We start from the raw sequence: 22417 nt of genomic DNA on the forward strand, positions 1-22417 counted from the left end.
GCACGACGTTTCTTTTTTGGAGGACTATCGTACCATGGGTATCGTCTCCTGGCTCATTCTCGGCCTGATCGCAGGCTTCATCGGCAGCAAGATCGTCAACAAGAGCGGGCAGGGGCTCCTGATGGACATCGCCCTGGGCATCGTCGGGGCGGTGGTCGGCGGGCTGGTCGTCAGCGGCCTCGGCGGCCCGGGCGTGAGCGGCGTGAACCTCACCAGCATCGTCGTGTCCGTGGTCGGAGCCGTGATCGTCCTGTTCGTCTACCACGCGGTGACGGGCCGGCGCTCGCTCTGACCCTGCCGACGGCCTCGCGCCTCCGAAGGGGGAACTCGAGGGCATCCGGACCTGCGGCCGTGGGGCGCCGGCGGGATGAACGGCGGCTTGCGGCGCATCGAGGGGCGGCGCATGATGCTGCGGCCGCCGCGATGGCGGTTCCCGCCGTTCGAGCTCCCCGATGGATTTCCCCCTGTTCGCCGCGACCTTCCTGGCGGGCTTCATCTATACGATCTCGCCCGGGCCGGCTTTCCTGGCCCTGTTCACGCTCGGCGCGGCCAAGGGGCGGCGGGCCGGCGGCTGGTTCATGATCGGCCACCTCGTGGGCGATGTCGGCTGGTCGATGCTGGCGCTGGCGGCCATCGTCGGCGTGAGCCAGATCGGGCCGACGCTGTTCGACCTGCTCGGCATGGCCTGCGGCGTCTACCTGATCTATCTGGGCGCGCGGGCCGTCCTCGCCCGTGCCAAGGGCCGGGCGGCGGTGATCGGCGCCGAGCGGCCGCTGGCGAACGGCGTCCTGTTCGGCCTGACCAACCCGAAATCCTACCCGGTGGCGCTGGCCACCTTCGGCGCCCTGGTGGCGCCCTATGGCGACCGGATCACCCTGGCGGCGACGCCCTGGCTGATCGCTGCCGCTTTCCTCGGCTTCGTCGCCGCCGACCTCATCCTTTATGTCTGGATCGGCCTCGAGCCGATGCGCCGCTTCTTCTCCCGCTACGGCATCTGGGTGACGCGCGTCGTCGGCGTGGTGTTCGTCGGCTTCGGGGCGAAATCGCTGATCGAGGGCGTGCGCGGGCTGGCCTCGCGCGCCTGACGTTCGGACGCGCGTGTCGGCGGCCGCCGGGCTCAGGCGAAGGCGGCGGCCCTGTCCGGCATGCGGATCGCGCGCCCGGCCCCGTCGGGCCGGGGCAGCCGCTCATGCGCCGCCCGCATCTGCTCGAGCCGGGACAGGATATCGTCCGGGAAGGGCGTCACCTTGCGGGCGTCCAGGTCGACATGCAGCGAAAGCACCTCGCAGGTCGCCGAGACCCAGCCCTCGGTCGCGTGGCACAGCTCCTCATGGACGTGCAGGCGCTTGCGGTCGTAGCCGAGCAGATGCACCCGCACGCGGACAGGGTCCTCCAGGCGCAACTCGCGCCGGTACACGACATGGGCCTCGCCGGTGAAGAAGGACAGCCTGCGCTCGCGCACATAATCCTCGGTCAGGCCGACGAGGGCCGTCGCCTCGCCGAGCGCATTGTCGAACAGCACGTGGTAATAGGCCATGTTGAGATGGCCGTTATAGTCGATCCAATGCGGCTCGATCCGCATCGTCGAGGATACGAACGGTGCGAAGAACAGCGCCGGCATCGGGCTGGCGTCGGACATCGACAGGTCTCCCGCAGCGCATCGGGCACTGGCATTTCGCAGGGGCGGATGTCGGTCGGCTGTCGACGATGCCGCCGCGGGCCTTCTTCGAGGCCGTCGACGACGATCGGAGCTTGCCGAAACCATCCGCGACCCACAGTGTAGGCGAAGATTCTCCGACCTCAAGCGGTAAAAGCGTGCCATGGCCCAGGACCCCGATCATCGTCAACGCGTCGCGACGGCCGATGTCGAGAGGGTGCTGGCCGCGCTCGCCCCGCGCCTCGGCAACCGCATGGTGGTCTCCGAGGCGGTGCGGGTGCAGCACGCCAACACCCTGACCTGGGTCGAGCCGGAGCCGCCGGACGCGGTCGCCTATCCCCTGTCGACCGAGGAAGTGGCCGAGATCGTCAAGGCCTGCGCCGCCCATCGCGTGCCGGTCATCCCGTTCGGCACCGGCACCTCGTTCGAAGGCCACGTCAACGCCCCTTACGGGGGCGTGTCGATCGACACGTCGATGATGACCTCGATCCTGGCCGTGCACGGCGAGGACCTCGACGCGGTGGTGCAGGCGGGGGTGACGCGCAAGGCGCTCAACGAGCACCTGCGCGACACAGGCCTGTTCTTCCCGATCGACCCGGGCGCCGACGCGTCGCTCGGAGGCATGGCCTCGACGCGCGCCTCCGGTACCAATGCGGTGCGCTACGGCACGATGAAGGACAATGTCCTGTCTTTGACGGCGGTGCTGCCGAACGGCGAGATCGTCAGGACGGCGCGGCGCGCCCGCAAGAGCTCGTCGGGCTACGACCTGACCCGCCTTCTGGTCGGGGCCGAGGGCACGCTCGGGGTGATCACCGAGCTGACGCTGAGGCTGCACGGCATCCCGGAGGCCGTCGGCGCCGGCATCTGCCCCTTCCCCTCGATCAAGGCGGCGTGCGACGCGGTGATCCTGACCATCCAGTCCGGCCTGCCGGTGGCGCGGATCGAGCTGCTGGATCCGTTGATGGTGCGGGCCTGCAACGCCTATTCCAAGCTCAGCCTGCCCGAGACGCCGATGCTGTTCCTGGAGTTCCACGGCACGGACGCCGGTGTCGCCGAGCAGGCCGGGCGCTTCGGCGAGATCACCGCCGAGTTCCAGGGCGGGCCCTTCGAATGGGCGACCAGGGCGGAGGACCGCACGCGGCTGTGGACGGCGCGCCACAACGCCTATTGGTCGGTGGCGGCGCTGCGGCCGGGCGCGCGCAGCGTCACCACCGATGTCTGCGTGCCGATCTCGCGCCTCGCAGAATGCGTCGAGGAGACCAGCCGCGACATCGCCGAGACCGGGCTCGTCGCGCCGATCGTCGGTCATGTCGGCGACGGCAACTTCCATGTGCAGCCGCTGATCGACATGAGCGACCCCGGCGAGGTCGATGCCTGCCGCGGTTTCCTGGAGCGGCTGGTGCACCGGGCCATCGCCATGGACGGCACCTGCACCGGCGAGCACGGCGTCGGCCAGGCGAAGATGAAATATCTCCTGGAGGAGCACGGCGCGCCGGCGCTCGACCTGATGCGCACGATCAAGCGCGCCATCGACCCCGACGGCATCATGAATCCCGGCAAGATCGTCAGGGCATGAGGATCAGCGAGGCTTCGGTCCGCGTGCGCTTGGCCGGCGGGACCGCCTGGTCGCGCGGCTGCCAGCGGATGACGATCGGCAATTGCAGGCCGGACGGCACCGGCCGTCCGTCGATGTAGCCGCTCGCCTGCACGCCGCCTTCGATGGAATGCAGGACCAGGGCGTCGGCGGCTGCCAGGCGCGTCGGCACCGACTGCGGCTGCCTGGCCGTTCCGGCAAGCGCTGCCGCCGCCAGGCCCGCGCCGGCGACAGCCGCCATCACAAGCACGACTCCAGGAGTAGGACGTGACATGATTGCACCGGCCATGAAGATGGGGCAGACGTGAAACGCTGGGCGTTCCCTGATGTTCCCTGCCAGTAGCGGCGACTCGCGAAAATTTTTTGACGCTTCCCGGGCGACGTGATCGCCGGGCGCCATCGTGAAAATCGCGCATCGGCGTTTGACCCGGCCGCCTCGATAGGGTCATGTCGACCCCCATTGACCAACAGGGAATCTCGGCGTGCGCGAGGCGCTCACCGTCATCGGTTTTTTGCTGATCGTCGCGTTTGCGGCACTGTTTGCCGCGCCGCTTTATGTCGATTGGAACAATTGGCGCGGCACGATCGCCGAGCGGCTGACCGATCATCTCGGCGTGCCGGTGTCGATCGCAGGCGCGGTGGAAGCGCATATCCTGCCGCAGCCCTGGCTTTCGCTGCATGGCGTCACGATCGGCGATCCGGGCGGGCAGACCCAGCTCGCCGTCGAGGGGGTCGACGGCGACCTCAGCCTGACCGCGCTGATGCGCGGCGACGTGGAGCTAACCAACCTGGTGCTGACCGCGCCGAAGCTGACCATCCGCACCGGCGAGGACGGGATGGTGCAGCCCCTGGCCCGCCTGCCGGCCATGGGGGCTTCGATCGACAGTTTCGAGGTGCGGGACGGCTCGATCCGCTTCATCGACGCGAAGGCGGGCCGGGACATCCTGATGGAAGGGTTGCGCCTTGTGGGCGAAGCGCGCTCGCTCGCCGGCCCGTTCAAGGCCGAGGGCGGACTGCAGATCGGCGGCGTCGCGCACACGCTGAAGATCGCCACCGGCATGCTCGGCGACAAAGGCCTGACCGTGAAGGCGACCGTGGTGCCGGCGGACCGGCCGATGACCATGGATTTCGACGGCGCCGTGCGGATCGAGGACGGGCAGCCCCTGTTCGACGGCACGGGAACGCTGGCCCGCCTCTCCGTCAACACCCACGGCGACAAGGCTCCGCCCGAGGAGCCCTGGACGGTGGCCGGGCATATGATGCTGACGCCCTCGGCCCTGGCGGCCGACCGTGTCGCCATCCAGATCGGGCCGGACGAGCGCTCGCTTCGCTTCGCCGGCAGCGCCGCCATGGCCATCGGCAAGGGGGAGCGCCTCGATGCGACGCTGACGACGACGCAGATCGACCTCGACCGCTTCGCCGGCGCCACCCCGGATCGCCGCATCGCTCCGCTGGCGGCGCTGGCTCGGCTGCGGGAGGCGCTGCCCGCCGTCGCGCTGCCGAGCGTGCCGAGCCGGGTCGGCGTCCAGGCCCAGGGCGTGATGCTCGGCGGCCAGCTCCTGCAGACCGTGCGGGCGGATCTGCGCTCCGACGGCCAGGCCTGGACCGTGACCCGGCTTGAGGCGGGCCTGCCGGGGCAGGGCGCCCTGACGCTCGCCGGCAATGTGGACACCTCCGACGGCGAGGGGCGCTTCGCCGGCACGGTGTCGCTGCGCGCGCGCCAGGCCTCCAGCCTGCTGGCGTGGGCGCAAGGCATCGAGCGCATCACCGCGCCGAACGCGGCGCGGCGCCTCACCCTCGACGCGGCAGTCGCGGCCGACGGCGACTCGGTGTCGCTGTCCAAGCTCAAGCTCGCCATCGACGATGCCAGCGTGCAGGGCCGGCTGCTCTGGGCCCGGCTGGCGCCGGACAGCGACGCCGGGCGGGTGGAGGCGGATCTCACGGCCAAGCGCCTCGACCTCGACCTGCTGCCTTCGGCCGCGGCGCTGCTGCCGGGGACGAGCTCGACCTTTTCCGAGGTCGACGTGACGCTGGCGCTGGAATCCCTGGCCTTCGCCGGCATCGAAGCCCGCCGCGCCAGCGGACGCATCAAGGTCGGCGGCAAGCTGGTGGTGCTGGAGGACGTGGTCGTCGACGACCTCGGCGGCACCAGCCTGCAGGCCAATGGCCGTATCGACAATATCGGGGCCGCGCCGCAGGGCGAGATCCGCGTCTCGGTCGACGGCAGCGACCTGACCGGCCTGGCGACGGCGCTCGGCCGCAGCCCGCTGCCGCCGGCGGTCCGTGCCGCCTTCGCCGAGCGGGCACCGCTGCTGTCGCCGACGCGGGCCGACATCGTCGTCGCCTTCGGCGCCACCCGCCGGGTGACGCTCGACGGCAAGCTCGGCGGCACGGTGACGCAATTCTCCGCCGACCTGACGGGCGACGCCGCCCGGCCGGACGTCGATGTGCGGCTGCGGGCCGACAGCCTCGATGCGGTGGCGCTGCTGCGCCAGATCGGCCTCTCGCCCCTGCCGCTCAAGATCCCCGGCCGCACCACCTTCCAGGCGACGCTGACCGGGCCGATCGAAGGCCCCGGCCGCTGGAGCGCCTCGTTCGACGGTGTCGGCGTCGAGCTGAGGGGCAGCGGCAAGGCGACCGGGCTGCTCGAGGAACCGTCGGTCGACGGTCGGCTGTCGCTGCGCTCGAGCGACGTGCTGACGCCGGCGCAGCTCTTCGGCGTCGCCCTGCCGGGCGTCCTGCCCGGCGACTTCGCCGAGCTCGACACAGGTTTCCGGGCCAGCAAGGGCCGCCTCGTCCTCGACGACCTCACCGGCGCGATGTTCGGCGTGCCGGTGACAGGGGCGGTTGCGATCACGCCCGGCTCGCCGGCGACGGTCGACGGGCGGCTGAACCTGCAGACCGTCGACGCCCTGCAGCTTGGGGCGCTGGTCACCGGCAGCGACCTGCTCGGCGCCCCCTCGGCCGGCTCGGCCTGGCCGGACTCCCCGTTCGGGGCCGGGGTGCTGGACGGCGTGGTCGGCCAGCTTGCCGTCACGGCCGACACCCTGCGGTTCTCGCCGAAGCTGCCGGCTGCCCGCGACGCGAAGGCGGTTGTCACGCTCGAGCGGGGGGCGGTCGACATCGACGGCTTCAGGGCGGCGCTGGGCGGCGGCGTGCTGACAAGCCGGCTGCGCTTTTCGCGCACCGCCCAGCAGGCGGCGCTGACCGGCAACCTGGCCCTGGCCGGGGCCGCGCTCGACACGCCAGAGGCATCGGGACGCCTCGATTTCAGCCTCGACATGCAGGGGACGGGGCGCTCGCCCGCTGCCCTGGTGGCTTCGCTCACCGGCGGCGGCGCGCTGGCGCTGCGCCAGCCCCGCTTCGGTGCCCTGTCCGAAAACGCCTTCGCCGCGACCGTCGCCGCCGTCGACGGCGGCGTGCCGCCCGAGATCGGCCGGGTGCGGCCGGTGTTCGAGCAGGCCCTGGCGCAGGCGCCGCTGACGCCCGGCGACATTGCCTCGTCGCTCAGCCTGGCCGGCGGCGTGGTGCGCATCGCCACCACCACGGCGCGGACAGCGACGGCCGGCCTGTCGCTGGCGGGTTCGCTCGACCTGGCGACGATGACGGCGAAGACGGACCTGCTGCTGGCCCCGCCGGCGCCGGCCGACGGCTTCGGCGGGCCGCCGCCGGCGATCCAGGTGACGGCGAGCGGGCCGCTCGATGCCATGCAGCGCCAGGTCGACGTTTCCGCCCTGACAGCATGGCTGACGGTGCGGGCGGCCGAGCAGGAAGCCAAGAAGCTGGAGGCCCTGGAAGCGGAGAAGCAGGCGCGCGACAGGGTGCTGGAAGAGGCCCGGCGCGCCGAGGCGGCCCGCATGCAGAAGATTCTCGATGCCCAGCGCGCGGCCGAGGAGGCCCGCAAGGCTGAGGAGGCTCGCAAGGCGGCCGAAGCCCAGAAAGCCATCGACGACAGGAAGGGGGCGGAAACGCCCCGCCCGGCGCCGCCGCCTCCGCCGGACCCGAGCCCGGCGCCGACCTTGCCGCTGCCGACCCCGTCGTCTCCGGCCCCGCAACTGCCGACGCTGCCCTCGCTCGCGGCGCCGCCGGCGCCTGGCCAGCCGCCGGGCGCGACGTTGCCGCCGCCGCCGGGCGAACCGGCCGCCCCCGTGCCGCCGACCCGGGCCGGACCGCCGGCGGGCACGACCGAGCCCCTGCTGGTGCCGGAGTTCCCGCCGCCGATAGAGGTCAAGCCTGCGCCGCGGATCAAGCGGCTCTGACGATCCGCCGCGAAGATCGGCGAAACGATCCGACGGCCCGTCGACTTGCGAGGGAGGTCCCGGGATGATGGTCCGGGCGGCCGGGCTCGCCGGCGACGAGCCGTGGGGATGCTGCGGCGTCAGCGGCGACGCACGTTCTCCAGCACGAACAGGCGGATGGCGGAAGACAGGTTGCCTTGCAGGCGCGTGGCGTCGATGTCGGCGACCAGGTCTGACAGCGTCTTGTCCTGCTCGTCGGCGATCGTTTTCAGCGCTTCCCAGAAAGCATCCTCGAGCGAGACACTGGTCTTATGCCCGGTGATGACGATCGATCTCTTGACAACCTTGCTTTTCATAATGGCTCGTCAGAATTTTGGCGATCGCTCAAACGATGTTCATCCAAGCGTCTGTTTGCGAGGGTTTGCTCCGCTTCCGTCTTGTCCCGGTCGGCGCGCGTTCTCCCATATTTTGCTCTGTTGCCGGCCGCGAGGGCTTCACGCTCCTGGCGTTCCTTTGCTTTGCGGGCGCTGCGAAGATTTACGATGTCGGCCATCCCTTCATACCTCAATTTCCGCCGAGTAGGAATTAAGACCAGATACGTAGAATCGATTAGCCGCAGCCACTCACCTAAGCTTGGTTCCCCCGCGTCTGCAACCTGGATGTGTATCCCTAGGCATCCGGGGTCGTCATGCGCGAGGCGTCGACCGTGGCGTCGAAGGTGGCGCCGTCGACGAGGCCGGATTTCAGCGCCTCCTCGCGCAATGTCGTGCCGTTGCGGTGCGCGGCCTTGGCGATCTTGGCGGCGCCGTCATAGCCCACGACCGGCGCCAGCGCGGTCACCAGCATCAGCGAGCGCGACATCAGATCGCCGATGCGGGCCTTGTCCGCCGCCAGGCCTTCGATGCAATGCTCCCGGAAGCTGTCGGCGGCATCGGCGAGCAACCGGATCGACTGGAGCAGGGCGTCGGCGATCACCGGCTTGTAGACGTTGAGCTCCAGATGCCCCTGGCTGCCCGCGACCGTGACCGCCGTCTGATTGCCGAACACGCGGACACACACCATGGTCATCGCCTCGCACTGGGTCGGGTTGACCTTGCCGGGCATGATCGAGGAGCCCGGCTCGTTCTCCGGCAGCACCAGTTCGCCGATGCCGGCGCGCGGTCCCGAGCCGAGCAGGCGGATGTCGTTGGCGATCTTGAACAGGCCGACCGCCAGTGTGTTGAGGGCGCCGTGCGCGGCGACGATCGCGTCATGCGTCGCCAGCGCCTCGAACTTGTTGGCGGCGGTGCGGAAGGGCAGGCCGGTCAGCTCGGCGAGCTCGGCGGCGATGCGCTCGGCAAAGCCCGTCCTGGTGTTGAGACCGGTGCCGACCGCCGTGCCGCCCTGGGCCAGCGGCATGAGCTCCTCGAGCGCCCGCTCGACTCGCCGCCGCCCGCCCTCGACCTGGGCGGCATAGCCGGAGAATTCCTGGCCGAGGGTGAGGGGCGTGGCGTCCTGCAGATGGGTGCGGCCGATCTTGATGATGGGCTCGAAGGCCTTGGCCTTGGCGTCGAGCGCGCCGTGGAGCGCCACGAGCGCCGGCAGGAGGCGCTGCCTGATCTCGACCGCGGCGGCCACGTGCATGGCCGTGGGGAATGTGTCGTTGGACGACTGGCCGCGGTTGACGTGATCATTGGGATGCACGGGCGTCTTCGAGCCGCGCTTGCCGCCGAGCAGCTCGATGGCGCGATTGGAGATCACCTCGTTGGCGTTCATGTTGCTCTGGGTGCCCGAACCGGTCTGCCAGACCACCAGCGGGAACTCCGCGTCGAGCCGCCCGTCGGCCACTTCGCGTGCCGCGGCCTCGATCGCCTCGGCCAGCGCCGGGTCGAGCGCGCCGAGGGCCCGGTTGGCCCGCGCCGCCGCCAGCTTGATCAGGCCGAGCGCATGCACCAGCGGACGCGGCATGCGCTCCCCGCCGATGCGGAAATTCACCAGGGAGCGTTGGGTTTGCGCGCCCCAGTAGCGGTCGGCCGGAACGGCGATCGGTCCGAAGCTGTCTGTTTCGGTGCGCGTGGCGGTCATGGTGCTTCCATTCAGGCGGTTTGAAGATGAACCGGACATGAAGATGGCGACATGCCTCGGCGGCGTCCGGGCCGCCGCATCGGCGCCTCCCTTCACATAGGCGAGGGCGGGGCGCCGGGAAGCGGGGACGATCGCAAATCCGCTCTTTTTTCTGCGCCCGTCCATCGCTATATTCCCGGTGCCGGTTCGCGCCGGCTATGGCGATAAACGAACGCCGCAATAAGCCTATCGGACCCGGGGGCAGTACCCGGCGCCTCCACCACAGCCCGTCCTTTCCGGCGGGTTGCGGCGGGGGCGAAACAGGATCGACGAGGGTGTAAAGGGTGGTCTTTTGCCCGGCATGGTTCCGCCGTTATCGGGCCTAACTTATAGTTGCCAACGACAACTATGCTCCGGTTGCGGTTGCCGCGTAAGCGGTAACTAGACCGAAATCAAAGTCCTTATGGGTAGCACCGTAAGGCGGGGTCCGGAGGCACCTGGCAACAGAAGCCTCCACTTCATTCCGGGCCTGCGGCCCATCGAAATGTCGAGCAGGCCATGACGACGGATCACATCCGCTACGATCTTCTGACCCAGGATGCATTGCGCGGTGTGGTGAAACGCGTGCTCGCCGATGCGGCCCGTGAGGGGCTGCCGGGGGAGCATCATTTCTACGTCTCGTTCAAGACCCAGTTTCCCGGTGTCAAGATCTCGACGCGGCTGGCTGAAAAATATCCCGAGGAGATCACCATCGTCCTGCAGCACCAGTTCTGGGATCTCACGGTCAACGACTACGGCTTCGAGGTCGGCCTATCCTTCGGCAATGCGCCGGAGAAGCTGGTGGTGCCGTTCGAGGCGGTGTGCGGCTTCTACGATCCGTCGGCCTCCTTCGGACTGAAGTTCGAGGTGGCGACCGACGATTCCGACGAGCCGGCCGCCGACCAGGCGCCGCGGCCTGCTCCGCGCGGGGCTGCGTCCGAGCCGGCCGAGGCACCCGTGGCCCGCACCCGCGCCAGGAGCGTGCCGGCCGTCGCGCCGCAGGCCGAGAAGGGCGGCAAGGCCGAGGCGAAGTCGACCAAGCCGCTGAAGGTGATCCCCGACGAGGAGGAAGCGGCTCCCGCCGCGGAGGCCACCGGCGAAAAGATCGTCAGCCTCGACACCTTCCGGAAGAAGAAATAGCGCCGGCTGCCCCGGACCGGTCCGGCCGGAGGCGGCGCCGAGGGGAGCCGGCCGAGGCGGCGATTCGCGCGCCCTCGCCGCTGGAGCGTGCGTCGTCCCGCTGATATCAGTCATCCGGCGAACCGACCCGGCAAGGCGCGCAAGGTCTCCCGCGGGAAGCGTTTCCGCGTGGCCGCAAAGCGGGGAGAATGGAATGTGGCGCGGGCTCCGGCCCGCGCGGCGCACTTGCAGGGCCGTCGAAGGCGCGGCCTGCCGGCCCCCGGTCCGGCTTGCGCATGCAGCCCGCCACCGTCGCCGCGGAAGGCGTTCGAATTCGAACCTGCCTTGGATGGACCGGCGGCTATCCCGTTGGACACACCCGATTCGGCATCGTTCGTGTCCGCGTGGATGGCCGGATCAGTCCGGCAGCGACGGCTGAGAGGGCTCCGCCTTTCCCGGAAGCGACATGGTCCGGCTTCATCCCGGCCGACGAGGACGAGCCCGGCCATGCCGCATCGGTCCGTGCGGCCTATTGCAACGCCACCGCGACGAAGCGCAACTCGCCCTGGCCATTGGAGAGCAGCAGCAGCGCCTGCTTGGTGCCGTTCTTCTTCAACTCGTCCAGGCGCGCCGTCACGTCGCTGGGGGTGGCGACGACCTGCTGGCCGACCTGGACGATGACGTCGCCGGCCTTGATCTGCTTGTCGTCGGCCGGCGAGCCGTCGTCCACGCCGGTGACGACCACGCCCTTGGTGTTGTCGGCAAGCTTGTACTTGTCGCGCAGTTCCTTGGTGAGACCCGACATCTCCAGGCCGAGCGCCTTGGTGACCACCGGCTTCTCCGGCTCCGCCGGCTGGGCATTGGCCTTCTTCGGGGCTTCGCCTTCGTCCAGGCGCTGGATCTTGACCGTCTTGGTGACCTCGGCGCCCTTGCGCAGGATCACCACCTCGACCTCCTTGTCCACCGGCGTGTCGGCGACGATGCGGGGCAGGTCGCGCATCTCGCGGATGTTCCTGCCGTCGAACCGGATGATGACGTCGCCGGGCTCCAGGCCCGCCGGCTTGGCCGGCCCCTTTTCGTCGACGCCGGCGACCAGAGCGCCGCGGGCCTGGTCCATGCCGAGGCTCTCGGCGATGTCGTCGGTCACCTGCTGGATCTTGACGCCCAGCCAGCCGCGGCGGGTCTCGCCATATTTCTGCAACTGCTCGACGACCGCCGCCGCCGTGGTGGCCGGCACCGAGAAGCCGATGCCGATCGAGCCGCCGGTCGGCGAGATGATGGCGGTGTTGATGCCGACGACATTGCCGTCCATGTCGAACAGCGGGCCGCCGGAATTGCCGCGGTTGATGGCGGCGTCGGTCTGGATGTAGTTGTCGTAGGGACCGGAGTTGATGTCGCGGTTGTTGGCCGAGACGATGCCGAGCGTCACGGTGCCGCCGAGCCCGAACGGGTTGCCGATGGCCAGCACCCAGTCGCCGACCCGGATCTTGCCGTCGGTCGCGAACTTGACGGCCTTCAGCGGCTTCGTCGGCTCGACCTTGAGCACGGCGAGGTCGACCTTCTTGTCGCGGCCGAGCACCTTGGCGCTGAGCTTGGTGCCGTCGTTGAAGTTCACCTGGATGTCGTCGGCGCCTTCGATCACGTGATTGTTGGTGACGATGACGCCGGAGGGATCGATGACGAAGCCCGAGCCGAGCGAGGAGGTCTTGTGCGGCCGCGGCGCCTCGCCCTTCTTGTTCTTGAAGAATTCGTTGAAGAACTCCTCGAACGGCGTGCCGGGCGGCAGCTGAGGCATTTGGGGCGGACCGACATCGTCGCCGCCGCCGCCGACGGTCTGGGTCGTGGAGATGTTGACGACGCTGTCGATGAGCTGGGCCGCCAGATCCGCGACGGAGGCGGGGCCGGCCGCGGCGAGGGCCGGGCGGCTGGTGACGGCGGCAAGCGGGCTGGCGGCGAGGATGACAGCCAGGGCGGTGGCCCCGGCCTGGCGCATCAGAGTTCTGGCGAAGTCAGGCATCGTTGTCCTCGGAACATGACAAGGCGCGAAGCGAGCGCGACCCGCCGCACGGATGAATTGGAGCATAGCAGCGATTCAAGCATCGAATGCGGCATGAGCGTGGCGCCGGCGACGCTTCACGCAAGTGTGTCAGCCGCGAATGAGCCACAGCACCGCCAGGCCGATCACGGCGGATATGACGCCGGCGACGCGCAATTGCTGCGTCGGCGAGGCGGCGACGGACGCCATCATCCGGCGCACGGGGTCCGGAAAGGCGAGAAAGATCAGGCCTTCGATCACGAAGGCGAGGCCGATGGCCGTTATAAAATCACCGAAGGAGAAGTCGCCCATCGCCCCACACGCAAAACGCCGCCCGGGAAGAATCCCGGGCGGCGTCAGTGGATCGTCATCTTTGCGGCCGCGTCAAGCCTATTGCGCGGGCGCAGGCTGTGCCGGTGTCGGCTGCGCCGGTGCGGGAGCGGTCGGCTTGGGTGACGCGCCCTCGATCCCCTTCATGCCCAGCATCGGATTCTGCATGTAGCGGAAGAAGTCCGAATCCGGCCGCAGCAGCATGCGCGTGTTGCTCGGCTTCAGCGAGTCCGTATAGGCCTGCATCGAGCGATAGAAGGCGAAGAAGTTGGGGTCCCTGTTGTAGGCGTCGGCGAAGATGCGGATGCGGTCGGCATCGGCCGCGCCGCGGATCTCGTTGGCCTTGCCGTTGGCATCGCCGCGCACCTTGGCGACGCTGCGGTCGGCCTCGGCGCGGATGCGCTGGGCCTGCTCGGAGCCCTGCGCCCGGAACTGGGCCGCCTCGCGCTGGCGCTCGGTCTGCATGCGCTGGTAGACCGCCTGGCTGTTGGCGTCCGGCAGGTCGGCGCGGCGGATACGGACATCGACGACGGAGACGCCGAACCCGACCGCCTCGCGGTTCATCTCGTCGCGGATCTTGGTCATCAGGCCGGCGCGGTTGTCGCGCACCACGTCGAGGAAGCTCGCCTGGCCGAGGACGCGGCGCAGGGCCGAGCTCATGATGCTGGTCAGCCTGAGCTCGGCGCCGTTGATCGAGGTCAGCGTCTGGTAGAACTTCAGCGGATCGACGATGCGGTAGCGGGCGAAGGCGTCGACCACCAGGCGCTTCTGGTCGTTGGCGATCACCTCCTGCGACGGGCTGTCGAGGTCGAGGATGCGCTTGTCGAGATAGACGACGTTGTCGATGAACGGCGCCTTCGCATACAGGCCCGGCTCGGAGCGCGGGGTCTGCGGCTGGCCGAGGCGCAGCGGCAGGGCGTATTGCGTCTGCGGCACGATGTAGAGCGACATGTAGGCGAGGATCGCCACCGCGATCAGGACGATGATGGCGGCGCCGCCGAAGAAGGAATTCCTCACTGGCCGCCTCCCTGGCTGGCGCCGGCCTGGCTGCCCTGGCGCAGCAGCAGCTCGTTCAGCGACAGGAAGGGCACGACGCCCTGGCCGGCCTGCTTGTCGTCGACGATGATCTTGTCCATCCCCGACAGGACCTCGGACATGGTTTCGAGATAGATGCGTTGGCGCGTCACGTCGGGCGCTTTCTTATAGGCTTCAAAGACCTCGACGAAGGCCGCGGCCTGGCCGTTGGCTTCCGCTACGGTGCGGTCGCGATAGGCTTCGGCGGCCTGGGTGATCCGCGAGGCCTCGCCGCGAGCTTCGGGCACGACCTGGTTGGCATAGGTCTGCGCCTGGTTCTGCAGGCGCTCGAAGTCGGCGCGGGCGGCCTGCACGTCGCGGAAGGCGTCGATGACCTGCTGCGGCGGGTCGACCTTCTGCAACTGCACCAGGCGGACGATGACGCCGGCCTTGTACTCGTCGAGCGCCTTCTGCATCAATTCGAGCACCTGCTGCTCGATGGCCTGGCGCTCACCCGTCAGGATCGGCTGGATGTTGCGCCGGCCGATGGCCTCGCGCATGGCGCTCTCGGCCACGGCGCGGATGGTGCCGTCCGGGTCCTTCATGTTGAACAGGTAGTCCTGCGGCTTGTTCGGGTCGATCTGCCACTGGACGCTGAAATTGATGTCGACGATGTTCTCGTCGCCGGTCAGCATCAGGCTTTCGTCATTGTTGCGGCTGCTGCCGTCGCCGCGCACGCCGACGTCGAAGGAGTTGGTGCGGGTGACCTGCGGCTTTTCCACCGAGCCGATCGGGTAGGGCCAGTTGTAGTTCAGGCCCGGCGGGGTGATCGACTGGAACTTGCCGAACACCAGGTTGACGCCGACTTCGTCAGGCTGGACGCGGTACCAGCCGGTCAGCGCCCAGGCGATCAGCAGGCCGGCGACGACGAAGGCGATGCCGCGCGGACCGATGCCGTCGCCGCCGGGAAGCACGTTCTTGAGCCGGTCCTGGCTCTTGCGCAGCAGATCTTCCAGATCCGGCGGGTGCGGCCCGCCGCCATTGCCGCCGCCCCATGGTCCACGGCCGCCGTCTCTGCCACCTCCGCCGCCCCCCCAGGGGCCTCCCCCGCCGCCGCTCTGGTTGCTCCAAGGCATGCCTTCAGGTTCCTCTGCGTTCTCGGTCAAAGACTTACGGCTACAATTTCGCGTTACGGCAGCGGTTGTCGCGCCGCCGCATGCACAGCGCTGCATATAGGATGCCAGCCGGTCTGATCAATCAAAAGCGGTCGGGGGCCCCGGGAATGGGGGGTGTTGTAATGTCCCGGTAATGTTCGGCGTCAGGCCTTCCCAGCCAGGGCGTCCAGCGCCGCGGCCTCGGCCTGGGCGGGGGCGACGAAGGTCCAGCCCGGCATCTGGTGCCGGAACCAGGTGAACTGGCGCTTGGCGTAATGGCGCGTGTCCGCCTTGGAGCCGGTCACGGCCTCCTCGATACCGATCTCGCCGGCGAGATGCCGGATCAGCCAGGGCACGCCGTGCGCCCGCATCACCGGCAGCGCCGGGTCGAGGCCGCGGGCCGCCAGGCGCCTGACCTCGTCCATGCCGCCGGCCCGGATCATCACGTCGAAGCGGGCGTCGATGCGCGCGTAGAGCGCCCCGCGCTCGGGCGCCAGGAACAGGCGCAGGCAGCGCGAGCCGTCGAGCAGCGGCGCCGAATGGGGCTCGGCCTGCCAGGCCGACAGCGGCCGGCCCGTGGCTGCGAACACTTCGAGCGCCCGCAGCAGGCGCTGGCGGTCGCTGGGGCGCAGGCGGGCGGCGGTCGCCGGATCGAGCCGGGCCAGCCGCTCGTGCAGCGCTTCGGCCGCCATGTCCTGCGCCTCGGCGCGGATCTCCCGGCGCACGGCGTCGGGAACGGCGGGCATGTCGGCGAGGCCGCGCTCGAGCGCCTTGAAGTAGAGGCCGGTGCCGCCGGTGACGATCGGCAGCCGGCCGGCGCCCAGCGTTGCGGCGAGCGCGGCCCCGGCCTCCTCGCGCCAGCGCCCGACCGAGTGGTTGGTGGCCCCGTCGACATGTCCGTAGAGGCGGTGCGGCGCCCGTGCGGTCTCCACCGCGTCGGGCCGGGCGGTGATGATGGCGAGATCGGCATAGACCTGCATGGAATCGGCGTTGATCACCTCGCCGTCGAAGCGCTCGGCGAGCGTGAGGGCCAGGGCCGACTTGCCGCTCGCGGTCGGACCTGCCAGAAGCACCGCGTCGATCCTGTCCGCGCTCATTCCATGCCCCGCATTGCCACGCTGATCTCGAATCCTTCTTTGCCCGCGCTCGACGCGGCAGCGCTGTCGCGCGCGGCCGGGGCGCTGTCCCGCCCGCATCAGCCGATGACCCTGGCGCCCGGCGTCGCCGCCGACATCGCTTTCGACGGCGACGGCGAGACCGGCGCGGTCGAAGCGCGGCTGCGCGCCGCCCTGGACGGGCTGCCGCTCGACGTCGTGGTGCAGGAGAGCGCCGGCCGGCGCAAGCACCTTTTCCTCGCCGACATGGATTCGACCATGATCGGACAGGAATGCATCGACGAGCTCGCAGATTTCGTCGGGGCCAGGCAGCATGTGGCTGCGATCACCGAGCGGGCGATGCGCGGCGAGATCGCTTTCGAGCCGGCGCTGCGCGAGCGCGTGGCGCTGCTGGCCGGCCTGCCGGCATCGGTGGTCGACGACGTCATGGCGGAGCGCATCACCCTGATGCCCGGCGGGCCGGAGCTGGTGCGGACCATGAAGGCCCACGGCGCCCATACGGCGCTGGTCTCCGGCGGATTCACCCTGTTCACCGAGAAGGTGGCGGCGCTGATCGGCTTCGACGAGAACCACGCCAACATCCTGGAGGTGGCGGACGGCCGGCTGACCGGCGCGGTGCGCGAGCCGATCCTCGGGCGCGAGGCCAAGCTTGCCAGCCTGGTCCGCCTGCGCGACGAGCGCGGCCTGGCGCGCGGCGACGTGCTGGCGGTCGGCGACGGCGCCAACGACCTCGCCATGCTGGGTGAGGCGGGCCTCGGCGTCGCCTATCACGCCAAGCCGGCGGTGGCGGCGGCGGCGCGCATGCGGATCGACCACGCCGACCTGACGGCCCTGCTCTATGCCCAGGGCTACAGGCGGGAGGAGTTCGCGGGGTAGGCGCCGGCGCGAACCGGATGCAAAAGACCCTCTCCCGGTCGGAAGAGGGTCATCATGCCAAGTCCTTTCGGCATTGCGGAGCCGTCGGCCGAGACGCCTATTTGGCGTCGAGAAGCTCGGGCACGCTCAGCAGCACGAACTCGTTGTCGTCCTGCCGGTCGACGGCCCGGCCGGCGGAGAAGGGCAGGTTGTTGTCGTTGGCGACGATGATGTGTTCGGCATCGACCCGGGCGACGTTCTCGATGGTGATGAAGGGGAAGCTCAGCATGCCGTCATGGCCGCCCTGCCTCGCCTTGTGGTCGGGATCCCTGATCGCGAGCAGGTCGATCGAGGCGATCTTGCGCAGGAAGCCGTCGGCATCCGTATCGGCGAGGTCGATGAGATAGATCCGCTTCAGCTTGGCCGGCGCGGCAAAGCAATCCGGCCTGGGGGCTCCCTGGCACGCTCGGGCTGCGTCGCCCTCGCCCTGGTCGCGCTCGATGATCAGGCCACGAGTGCCGCCGATGAGGTTGAAGTCGCCGATCGAATTGCCGTTGGCTTCGAGCCGGTACTTCCACGACTTGCCGGTGAAACGCTTGCCGACCGCGTCGAACTCGAGGACGCGCAGATATTCGCGGCCCTGGGCGTCGGCTTCCGGCGCGCCCTTTGCCGTATCCCAAAGCCCGCCCTCCAGGAGCGGATAGAGCGTGCGGCCGTCCTCGGACACGGCCATGCCCTCGAAGCCCTTGCTGCGGCGCGCCTCGAAGGCAACCGCCCCGGGGGCTCCGGGCATGGCGAGATAGGGATTGTCGGGCGAGCGCACCGGCCGGCCTTCGGCGGTGGTGTCGACCACGGTCAGCACGCGGCCGGCGGCGTCCGTCTCGATCAGGAAGGGGCCGAGTTCGTCGCCGAACCAGTAATGATCGCCGATCCGCTGCACCGATTCGATGTCGAAGTCGGCGCCGGTGAGATAGCGCTCCCCGGTCGCTTCGGTGACGAGGCGGAACGGTACCTTCTTGTCCGGATCGCTGAGGAACAGCGTGTCCAGCAGCGCCACCCGGCCGGTCTGCCAGTCCGGCTTCACGCGGTGCACCATCAGCATCGCGTCCGGCGAATTGGTCCTGGCGCCGAAGCCGTTGTCGGTCAGGACGGCATATTCGCCGTTGCCGATGGACAGGATGCCGCTGAAGCCCTGCACGGCCTGGCCGACGAAGGGAAAGGTCTGTCCGGTCTCGCGCACCGCGTCCTTGCTGCCGGTGGTGCCCATGACGCTGAACGGCCGGTCGATGCGGGCCGGAGTCGGGCCGGCGAACTTGCCGGAGGTGGCGAACAGCGCCGGCGCATCGGCCGGCGGCGCGGCAAACGTCATGGCCGGCAGCACGGCATGGCCGGCGAGCACCGCGCGGACAGTCTGCGGCGCGGGTGCATCCTGCGCGCCGGCGGCAGCGGCGGACAGGGCGAGGAGCAGCGCGGCCAGCGAGGCGGCGCAGCGGTGGAAAGACGGCATGGAAACCCCCGATTCAGTCCCGAAGAACGCCGGACGTGTAGGCGGGCTGGATGACAGTTGCGTGGAGGAGGCATGACGCGCCTATGGATATTCCGCGCCGCCCGTCGCGGAATCGGCCGCGCTGTCCTATAGTGCCGCCATGCTCGACCGTACCCGCGCCGCCCACCCCGAGACGCAGTACCTGGACCTGATGCAGCGGGTCTGGCGTGACGGCGCGCCGCGGCGCGACCGCACCGGCGTCGGCACCCGCGCGGTGTTCGGCGAGAGGCTGGCCTTCGACCTGTCGGATGGCACCATCCCGCTCCTGACCACCAAGCGCGTCTCCTGGAAGACGATCGTGCGGGAATTGCTGTGGTTCCTCACCGGCGAGACCAATATCCGGCCGCTGCTCGAGGACGGCGTGACGATCTGGACGGACTGGCCGCTGGCCCGCTATCGCCGCGAGAGCGGCGAGGACATCGCCCAGGCCGCGTTCGAGGCGCGCATCGTCGCCGACGCGGATTTCGCGCAGCGCTGGGGCGACCTCGGCCCGGTCTATGGCGCGCAGTGGCGGCACTGGCCGGCCTATGAGCCGGCCGGCGAGGGGCTCTACCGACGCCGACCCGGTGGTATCGACCAGATCGAGAGGCTGGTGCGCGACATCCGCGCCAACCCGACCTCGCGCAGGCTGATGTTCACGGGCTGGAACGTCGCCGAGCTGGACGAGATGGCGCTGCCGCCCTGCCATACGACCTACCAGTATTTCGTCGCCGACGGCCGGCTCTCCGGCCTGTTGCACCAGCGCTCCTGCGACATCGGCCTGGGCCTGCCCTACAATCTCGTCACAGCCTCGCTGCTGATCTGCATGCTGGCCCAGCAATGCGACCTGGAGCCGGGCGAGTTCGTCTGGTTCGGCGGCGACACGCACCTCTACGAGAATCACGGCGATCTCGTCGCCACCCAGCTCGCCCGCGAGCCCCGGCCCTGGCCCAGGCTCTCCTTCGCCCGCCGGCCGGCGACGATCCTCGACTACCGCTTCGAGGATTTCGTGGTCGAGGGCTACGACCCGCATCCGGCCATCGCCGCGCCGATCGCCGTCTAGGCGCGAAACCGATGGGCAAGGCGCTTCCGATCGTGATGGTGGCGGCGATGGCGCGCAACGGCGTCATCGGCGTCGACAACGGCCTGCCCTGGCACATGCGCTCGGATCTGAAGCATTTCCGCGCCGCCACCTGGGGCAAGCCGATGATCATGGGTCGCAAGACCTATCAGTCGATCGGCCGGCCGCTGCCGGGGCGCGAGACCATCGTGGTGACGCGCGACCCGGGTTTCTCGGCCGAGGGCGTGCACGTGGTCGACGGGCTCGACGCAGCCTTCGCGCTCGCGGCGATGCTGGCGCAGGGCAGCGGCGCCGAGGCGATCATCGTCGCCGGCGGCGCCACCATCTATGCCGAGGCGATGGCGCGGGCCGACATGCTGCTGATCACCGAGATCCAGCTGGAGGCCGAGGGCGACGCCATGTTCCCGCCGATCGATCCGACGCGCTGGCGCGAGGTCGAGCGCGTCCCGCATCCGCGCGGCGAGAAGGACGATGCGGCCTTCGACGTGGTGACCTGGCTGCGTCATTGACGCGCCGCGAAAAAAGCGTGGTCTGTCGCTTGACCCGCTGGCCCTGAGGCATTACAACCTCGCAACTTTCGCAAATGGGAGCGCTCGCGTGCGCAACATCCTTATCGTAGCTTTGGCGTCATCGGTGGAGCGGGGATAGGCCCCGGATCTCCAGAGATGACGCACATGGGCCCCTCGAGGGCCTTTTTTGTTGCCCGAACGACAGCTTGACGACGAAGCCTCAACGAAATCCAAGGACGACGACGATGTCGACGATGCAGATGACCGGTGCGGAAATGGTGGTGCAAGCCCTGGTGGACCAGGGCGTCGAGCACCTGTTCGGCTATCCCGGCGGCGCCGTCCTTCCGATCTATGACGCGATGTTCCAGCAGGACAAGCTGCGCCATGTCCTGGTGCGGCACGAGCAGGCAGCCGTGCATGCGGCCGAGGGCTATGCGCGCTCGACCGGCAAGGTGGGCTGCGTGCTGGTGACGTCCGGCCCGGGCGCGACCAATGCCGTCACCGGCCTGACCGACGCGCTGATGGATTCGATCCCGCTGGTGTGCATCACCGGCCAGGTGCCGACGCACCTGATCGGCTCGGACGCCTTCCAGGAGGCGGACACCGTCGGCATCACCCGTCACTGCACCAAGCACAACTATCTGGTGAAGCGGATCGAGGATCTGCCGCGCATCCTGCACGAGGCCTTCCTGATCGCCTCGAGCGGGCGCCCGGGACCGGTGGTGGTCGACATCCCCAAGGACATCCAGTTCAAGTCCGGCACCTATTTCAAGCCGACCGAGAACATCCACAAGACCTATCGCCCGCGCATCGAAGGCGACATGGACAAGGTGCGCGCCGCGGTGGCGCTGATCGCCGGCGCGAAGAAGCCGGTGTTCTACACCGGCGGCGGCGTGATCAATGCCGGTCCGCGCGCCTCGGCGCTGCTGCGCGAGTTCGCCAAGCTGACCGGCTATCCCGTCACCTCGACGCTGATGGGGCTCGGCGCCTTCCCGGCCGCCGATCCGCAGTGGCTGGGCATGCTGGGCATGCACGGCACCTACGAGGCCAACTGGGCGATGCACGACTGCGACGTGATGATCAACATCGGCGCGCGCTTCGACGACCGCATCACCGGCCGGGTCGATGCCTTCTCGCCGGGCAGCCGCAAGATCCACATCGATATCGACCCGTCCTCGATCAACAAGAACGTCAAGGCCGATATCGCCATCGTCGGCGACGCCGCGCATGTGCTGGAGCAGATGCTGACGGTCTGGCGCGAGACCAGGCCGACCGTGGACCGAGCCGCCCTGAAGGCCTGGTGGGACGAGATCAACCACTGGCGCGGCCGCAAGTCGCTGAACTATCGCCGGTCGAGTTCGGTGATCAAGCCGCAATACGCGGTCGAGCGCCTCTATGCCCTGACCAAGGACCGCGACCCCTATGTCACCACCGAGGTCGGCCAGCACCAGATGTGGGCGGCGCAGTACTTCCACTTCCAGGATCCGAACCGCTGGATGACCTCCGGCGGCCTCGGCACCATGGGCTACGGCCTGCCGGCGGCGATCGGCGCGCAGATGGCCCATCCCGGCGCGCTGGTGATCGACATTGCCGGCGAGGCCTCGATCCTGATGAACATGCAGGAGATGTCGACGGCGGTGCAGTATCGCCTGCCGGTGAAGATCTTCATCCTCAACAACGAGTACATGGGCATGGTGCGCCAGTGGCAGGAGCTGCTGCATGGCGGGCGCTATTCGGAGAGCTACTCGGAGGCGCTGCCCGATTTCGTCAAGCTGGCCGAAGCCTATGGCGGCGTCGGCATCCGCTGCTCGGATCCGGCCGAGCTCGACGCCAAGATCCAGCAGATGATCGACACGCCCCGCCCGGTGATCTTCGACTGCGTCGTCGACAAGCAGGAGAACTGCTTCCCGATGATCCCGTCGGGCAAGGCGCACAACGAGATGATCCTGAGCGACGCGGCCGAAGACATCGGCTCGATCATCGACGCCAAGGGCAAGCAACTGGTGTAAGGCGGTCCGTCTCCCCCGCCGCTGGCGGGGGAGACGGGTCGAAGCTGTTCCGAATGACCTTTCATACCCCTCTCCGCCGTTCACGACCGACTGGACAGAG

The 22417-nt window shown here is 69.2% G+C and carries 20 protein-coding genes and 1 other RNA gene; 10 read left to right on the forward strand and 11 right to left on the reverse strand.

All coding sequences use genetic code 11. The annotated features are described in order from the left end of the window. Positions 1–34: 34 nt before the first annotated feature. Together AC27L4_RS29000 and AC27L4_RS29005 are read left to right on the forward strand one after the other, a co-directional pair. Entirely contained in the window at positions 35–292 is a 258-nt protein-coding gene (locus tag AC27L4_RS29000) for a GlsB/YeaQ/YmgE family stress response membrane protein (protein ID WP_487146097.1), read from the forward strand. A gap of 160 nt (positions 293–452) precedes the next feature. Then, positions 453–1085: a LysE family translocator gene (locus tag AC27L4_RS29005; protein WP_487146098.1), complete on the forward strand. Its 633-nt coding sequence runs from the start codon at positions 453–455 to the stop codon at positions 1083–1085. A gap of 32 nt (positions 1086–1117) precedes the next feature. On the opposite strand, the gene AC27L4_RS29010 is transcribed toward AC27L4_RS29005, so the two are convergent. After that, complete coding sequence (locus AC27L4_RS29010; protein WP_487146099.1) at positions 1118–1639, reverse strand: thioesterase family protein; 522 nt, start codon at positions 1637–1639, stop codon at positions 1118–1120. Positions 1640–1820: 181 nt separating this feature from the next. Between AC27L4_RS29010 and AC27L4_RS29015 the strand changes: the two genes are divergently transcribed. Then, the gene (locus AC27L4_RS29015; protein ID WP_487146100.1) at positions 1821–3233 is read left to right on the forward strand and encodes an FAD-binding oxidoreductase; all 1413 of its coding nucleotides are present in this window, start codon (positions 1821–1823) and stop codon (positions 3231–3233) included. Here AC27L4_RS29015 and AC27L4_RS29020 read toward each other — a convergent pair. Next, complete coding sequence (locus AC27L4_RS29020; protein WP_487146101.1) at positions 3223–3492, reverse strand: hypothetical protein; 270 nt, start codon at positions 3490–3492, stop codon at positions 3223–3225. The genes AC27L4_RS29015 and AC27L4_RS29020 overlap by 11 nt on opposite strands. Positions 3493–3733: 241 nt before the next feature. Between AC27L4_RS29020 and AC27L4_RS29025 the strand changes: the two genes are divergently transcribed. After that, positions 3734–7510 carry an AsmA family protein gene (locus AC27L4_RS29025; RefSeq protein WP_487146102.1) on the forward strand — a complete coding sequence of 1259 codons (3777 nt, stop codon included), beginning with the start codon at positions 3734–3736 and terminating at the stop codon, positions 7508–7510. A 119-nt stretch (positions 7511–7629) separates the two neighbouring features. Here the strand turns inward: AC27L4_RS29025 and AC27L4_RS29030 are convergent, their stop codons facing one another. The 3 genes from AC27L4_RS29030 to fumC all read right to left on the reverse strand — a co-directional run bounded on the left by AC27L4_RS29030 (position 7630) and on the right by fumC (position 9553). Then, a complete protein-coding gene (locus AC27L4_RS29030) occupies positions 7630–7845 on the reverse strand; it encodes a ribbon-helix-helix domain-containing protein (RefSeq protein ID WP_487146103.1) in 216 nt (71 codons plus the stop codon). Next, on the reverse strand, positions 7842–8042 hold the full coding sequence (locus AC27L4_RS29035; protein WP_487146104.1) for a DUF4169 family protein: 201 nt from the start codon (positions 8040–8042) through the stop codon (positions 7842–7844). Before AC27L4_RS29035 ends, AC27L4_RS29030 begins: the two co-directional genes overlap by 4 nt. Before the next feature lie 116 nt (positions 8043–8158). Continuing rightward, positions 8159–9553: a class II fumarate hydratase gene (gene fumC / locus AC27L4_RS29040; RefSeq protein ID WP_487146105.1), complete on the reverse strand. Its 1395-nt coding sequence runs from the start codon at positions 9551–9553 to the stop codon at positions 8159–8161. Between the two features lie 141 nt (positions 9554–9694). Between fumC and ssrA the strand changes: the two genes are divergently transcribed. Together ssrA and AC27L4_RS29050 are read left to right on the forward strand one after the other, a co-directional pair. Beyond that, positions 9695–10050: a transfer-messenger RNA gene (gene ssrA, locus AC27L4_RS29045) on the forward strand. 40 nt (positions 10051–10090) lie between these two features. After that, complete coding sequence (locus AC27L4_RS29050) at positions 10091–10711, forward strand: SspB family protein (RefSeq protein ID WP_487146106.1); 621 nt, start codon at positions 10091–10093, stop codon at positions 10709–10711. A gap of 508 nt (positions 10712–11219) precedes the next feature. Here AC27L4_RS29050 and AC27L4_RS29055 read toward each other — a convergent pair. From AC27L4_RS29055 to miaA, 5 genes are all read right to left on the reverse strand, one after another. Then, entirely contained in the window at positions 11220–12707 is a 1488-nt protein-coding gene (locus tag AC27L4_RS29055) for a Do family serine endopeptidase (RefSeq protein WP_487146107.1), read from the reverse strand. Between the two features lie 129 nt (positions 12708–12836). Next, positions 12837–13037: a DUF2065 domain-containing protein gene (locus AC27L4_RS29060; protein WP_487146108.1), complete on the reverse strand. Its 201-nt coding sequence runs from the start codon at positions 13035–13037 to the stop codon at positions 12837–12839. A 78-nt stretch (positions 13038–13115) separates the two neighbouring features. Then, complete coding sequence (gene hflC / locus AC27L4_RS29065; RefSeq protein ID WP_487146109.1) at positions 13116–14072, reverse strand: protease modulator HflC; 957 nt, start codon at positions 14070–14072, stop codon at positions 13116–13118. Beyond that, on the reverse strand, positions 14069–15205 hold the full coding sequence (gene hflK / locus AC27L4_RS29070) for an FtsH protease activity modulator HflK (protein ID WP_487146110.1): 1137 nt from the start codon (positions 15203–15205) through the stop codon (positions 14069–14071). The genes hflC and hflK overlap by 4 nt, the downstream gene beginning before the upstream one ends. A gap of 182 nt (positions 15206–15387) precedes the next feature. Continuing rightward, the gene (gene miaA, locus AC27L4_RS29075) at positions 15388–16320 is read right to left on the reverse strand and encodes a tRNA (adenosine(37)-N6)-dimethylallyltransferase MiaA (protein ID WP_487146111.1); all 933 of its coding nucleotides are present in this window, start codon (positions 16318–16320) and stop codon (positions 15388–15390) included. A 3-nt stretch (positions 16321–16323) separates the two neighbouring features. On the opposite strand from miaA, the gene serB reads away from it, so the two are divergent. After that, on the forward strand, positions 16324–17214 hold the full coding sequence (gene serB, locus AC27L4_RS29080) for a phosphoserine phosphatase SerB (protein ID WP_487146112.1): 891 nt from the start codon (positions 16324–16326) through the stop codon (positions 17212–17214). 97 nt (positions 17215–17311) lie between these two features. Here serB and AC27L4_RS29085 read toward each other — a convergent pair whose 3' ends face one another. Further along, positions 17312–18700 (reverse strand): esterase-like activity of phytase family protein, encoded by a 1389-nt coding sequence (locus tag AC27L4_RS29085; protein ID WP_487146113.1) that lies wholly within the window; start codon positions 18698–18700, stop codon positions 17312–17314. Positions 18701–18839: 139 nt separating this feature from the next. Here AC27L4_RS29085 and AC27L4_RS29090 point away from each other — a divergent pair, with 139 nt between their 5' ends. The 3 genes from AC27L4_RS29090 to AC27L4_RS29100 all read left to right on the forward strand — a co-directional run bounded on the left by AC27L4_RS29090 (position 18840) and on the right by AC27L4_RS29100 (position 22317). Next, positions 18840–19781 (forward strand): thymidylate synthase, encoded by a 942-nt coding sequence (locus tag AC27L4_RS29090; protein WP_487146114.1) that lies wholly within the window; start codon positions 18840–18842, stop codon positions 19779–19781. An 11-nt stretch (positions 19782–19792) separates the two neighbouring features. Further along, positions 19793–20308, forward strand: coding sequence for a dihydrofolate reductase (locus tag AC27L4_RS29095; RefSeq protein ID WP_487146115.1), 516 nt, complete (start codon positions 19793–19795; stop codon positions 20306–20308). A 245-nt stretch (positions 20309–20553) separates the two neighbouring features. Beyond that, positions 20554–22317 (forward strand): acetolactate synthase 3 large subunit, encoded by a 1764-nt coding sequence (locus AC27L4_RS29100; protein ID WP_487146116.1) that lies wholly within the window; start codon positions 20554–20556, stop codon positions 22315–22317. The last annotated feature ends 100 nt before the right edge of the window (positions 22318–22417 follow it).

This window comes from Labrys sp. Lb11 (genome assembly GCF_057554225.1).

Excerpts from the sequence above, each read along its gene's own strand:
- AC27L4_RS29000 (WP_487146097.1), top strand. The coding sequence starts at position 35 with ATGGGTATCGTCTCCTGGCTCATTCTCGGCCTGATCGCAGGCTTCATC.
- AC27L4_RS29005 (WP_487146098.1), top strand. The coding sequence starts at position 453 with ATGGATTTCCCCCTGTTCGCCGCGACCTTCCTGGCGGGCTTCATCTAT.
- AC27L4_RS29010 (WP_487146099.1), bottom strand. The coding sequence starts at position 1,639 with ATGTCCGACGCCAGCCCGATGCCGGCGCTGTTCTTCGCACCGTTCGTA.
- AC27L4_RS29015 (WP_487146100.1), top strand. The coding sequence starts at position 1,821 with ATGGCCCAGGACCCCGATCATCGTCAACGCGTCGCGACGGCCGATGTC.
- AC27L4_RS29020 (WP_487146101.1), bottom strand. The coding sequence starts at position 3,492 with ATGGCGGCTGTCGCCGGCGCGGGCCTGGCGGCGGCAGCGCTTGCCGGA.
- AC27L4_RS29030 (WP_487146103.1), bottom strand. The coding sequence starts at position 7,845 with ATGAAAAGCAAGGTTGTCAAGAGATCGATCGTCATCACCGGGCATAAG.
- AC27L4_RS29035 (WP_487146104.1), bottom strand. The coding sequence starts at position 8,042 with ATGGCCGACATCGTAAATCTTCGCAGCGCCCGCAAAGCAAAGGAACGC.
- fumC (WP_487146105.1), bottom strand. The coding sequence starts at position 9,553 with ATGACCGCCACGCGCACCGAAACAGACAGCTTCGGACCGATCGCCGTT.
- AC27L4_RS29050 (WP_487146106.1), top strand. The coding sequence starts at position 10,091 with ATGACGACGGATCACATCCGCTACGATCTTCTGACCCAGGATGCATTG.
- AC27L4_RS29055 (WP_487146107.1), bottom strand. The coding sequence starts at position 12,707 with ATGCCTGACTTCGCCAGAACTCTGATGCGCCAGGCCGGGGCCACCGCC.
- AC27L4_RS29060 (WP_487146108.1), bottom strand. The coding sequence starts at position 13,037 with ATGGGCGACTTCTCCTTCGGTGATTTTATAACGGCCATCGGCCTCGCC.
- hflK (WP_487146110.1), bottom strand. The coding sequence starts at position 15,205 with ATGCCTTGGAGCAACCAGAGCGGCGGCGGGGGAGGCCCCTGGGGGGGC.
- miaA (WP_487146111.1), bottom strand. The coding sequence starts at position 16,320 with ATGAGCGCGGACAGGATCGACGCGGTGCTTCTGGCAGGTCCGACCGCG.
- serB (WP_487146112.1), top strand. The coding sequence starts at position 16,324 with ATGCCCCGCATTGCCACGCTGATCTCGAATCCTTCTTTGCCCGCGCTC.
- AC27L4_RS29085 (WP_487146113.1), bottom strand. The coding sequence starts at position 18,700 with ATGCCGTCTTTCCACCGCTGCGCCGCCTCGCTGGCCGCGCTGCTCCTC.
- AC27L4_RS29090 (WP_487146114.1), top strand. The coding sequence starts at position 18,840 with ATGCTCGACCGTACCCGCGCCGCCCACCCCGAGACGCAGTACCTGGAC.
- AC27L4_RS29095 (WP_487146115.1), top strand. The coding sequence starts at position 19,793 with ATGGGCAAGGCGCTTCCGATCGTGATGGTGGCGGCGATGGCGCGCAAC.
- AC27L4_RS29100 (WP_487146116.1), top strand. The coding sequence starts at position 20,554 with ATGTCGACGATGCAGATGACCGGTGCGGAAATGGTGGTGCAAGCCCTG.